The organism is Pseudomonas protegens (genome assembly GCF_003732485.1).
Lineage (GTDB): Bacteria > Pseudomonadota > Gammaproteobacteria > Pseudomonadales > Pseudomonadaceae > Aquipseudomonas > Aquipseudomonas protegens_B.
Genome location: NZ_MOAK01000051.1, coordinates 64,211 through 66,157, shown reverse-complemented (window position 1 = coordinate 66,157; position 1,947 = coordinate 64,211). Strand labels below are relative to the sequence as shown.

Here is a 1,947-nt window from a genome sequence, read left to right as displayed (position 1 = left end):
CTGCTTGATCGGCCAGATCAGCCGCCGCGCCTTGTCCAGGCTGACGTTGTCCGGCCAGCTGTTGAGCGGGGCGAAGCGCTGCTGCCCGCCCCCGGCGCCGCCACGGCCATCGGCGATGCGGTAGGTGCCGGCGCTGTGCCAGGCCATGCGGATGAACAGCGGGCCGTAGTGGCCGAAGTCCGCCGGCCACCAGGGTTGGGAGTCGGTCATCAAGGCCAGCAGGTCGCGCTTCACCGCGGCCAGATCCAGGGTCTTGAACTCGGCGGCGTAGTCGAAACCTTCGGCCATCGGGTCGGACAGGTGCGAGTGTTGGTGGAGGATCTTCAGGTTCAGTTGGCCGGGCCACCAGTCGCGGTTGCTGGTGCCTTCGCCGGCGGTGTGTTTGAACGGGCACTTGGATTCATCAGACATGGATCACTCCTTCGATCATCCCTGCCCGGCCGCTCGACTGGGGCCCTAGGAGGGATGGGCGTTTGAAAAGCGTAGTGAAGGACAAGCGAAGGTAAAAATAGCTTCGCTTGATGACCCTGGCAGAAAAAAACCATGACAGGTGCCAGGCTCGCAGCGGGCGCCCTGCCCCCTGGAGCCTGTTCATCCGCTGGCGAGCGATGCTCAGGCTTGTTCAACGCGGCATAAGGCAAACACCGCACATCCTGAACCGCGGCTTAGCCCTGGGCGTCCAGGCGGCGCTGGGTATCGACGTCGATCTGCTGGCGCAGGGCCTGGAACAGTGGGCTGGCGTCGGTGTAGCGGCGGCCGTAGCCGAGGTTGAAGCGGTAGTCGAAACCCGCCGGGTTCTGGCCCTGGGTGTGTTGCAGCAGGGTTTCCAGCTTGTCCAGGGCCTTGACCGCGCGCGCCTCGTTGCTGGCGGCGCCTTCGTATTCGTCCCACAGCTCCAGCAGGTGCTCGCGGGCCGGGGCGTCCAGGGCTCGGGCCAGCAGTTGCAGGTCCGCGCGCTCCTGCTGGCTCTTGTCCGGGTGGGCAGCCTGGGCCACCGCCGGGATGTCGCCGTGAATGGCCTCCCCCAGGTCGTGGACGATGCACAGTTTCAGCACCCGCAGCAGGTCCAGGTCCCCCAGTTGGTCTTCGAACAGCAGCGCCATCAGGCACAGGCGCCAGCTGTGCTCGGCGGTGCTTTCCTGGCGGCCGCTGGAGGTGTGGGCGCTGCGCAGCACGTCCTTGAGTTTTTCCGCTTCACGAAGAAAGTCGAGGCGGCCACTGAGGAGTTCACTGTTCATGGAAAGACCTGCGCGGGTGGGCAAAACACAGCCGGCACTGAAAGGCGGCGAGCGATGGCTAACCAGACTAGCCAAGGGGTGCTGCCGGGGCCACGGATAAAATATCCGTGGCCCCATTTCAGAGGGTTTCCACCAGCCGCACAGCGTTGCCGTCGGACAGGTTGAGGCGGGTCCAGCGGCACTGGCTGGGGGCGATGGGCACGATGGCCGAATCGTTGTGGCCGCTGAAGAATTCCAGGGACGGCGGCGCCAGCACCTCGCGCCAGCCCAGGTCATCCAGGGCGGCTTCCTTGCGGGTGATTTCCTCGGTGCAAAAGCCCCACAGGGACTGGCCCAGCAGCTCACTCAAGGGCACGCCGAACTGCCCGGCGCGGGTCGCTGAACAGGCCAGCAGGCGGTGGGTCAGGTCGCACACCAGGTGCACGGCGCGCGGGCTGTCGTTCACCAGCCGCGCCAGGGCCTGATCGGCGGCGGCGCTGAGGTTGGCCGCCAGCAGTTGTTCCAGGCGCACGCGCTCGGCCGGTTCCATGGCCTGCTGGCCGTTTTCCCAACGGGAAATGCTCGACTGCGCCACACCGAACAACTCGGCGGCGTGCTGCTGCTTGACCCGGTGCAACAGGCGCCAGCGCCTGAGGGCCAGGCCCAGATGGGGTGAGGTGAACAGAGCTACGGACATGGCCTGGGCGATGCGAGTAAAGGGGCCAGCAGT

At 66.3% G+C, this 1,947-nt stretch carries 3 protein-coding genes; all 3 read right to left on the bottom strand.

Annotated elements, in window-relative coordinates; genetic code table 11:
- On the bottom strand, positions 1–411 hold a 411-nt coding region (locus BLX41_RS35230), incomplete at its 3' end, for a peroxidase family protein (protein ID WP_311197493.1).
- A gap of 254 nt (positions 412–665) precedes the next feature.
- Positions 666–1,238: an HD domain-containing protein gene (locus BLX41_RS12870; RefSeq protein WP_123725180.1), complete on the bottom strand. Its 573-nt coding sequence runs from the start codon at positions 1,236–1,238 to the stop codon at positions 666–668.
- Positions 1,239–1,356: 118 nt separating this feature from the next.
- A complete protein-coding gene (locus BLX41_RS12865) occupies positions 1,357–1,914 on the bottom strand; it encodes a helix-turn-helix domain-containing protein (protein ID WP_123725179.1) in 558 nt (185 codons plus the stop codon).
- Positions 1,915–1,947: the final 33 nt, after the last annotated feature.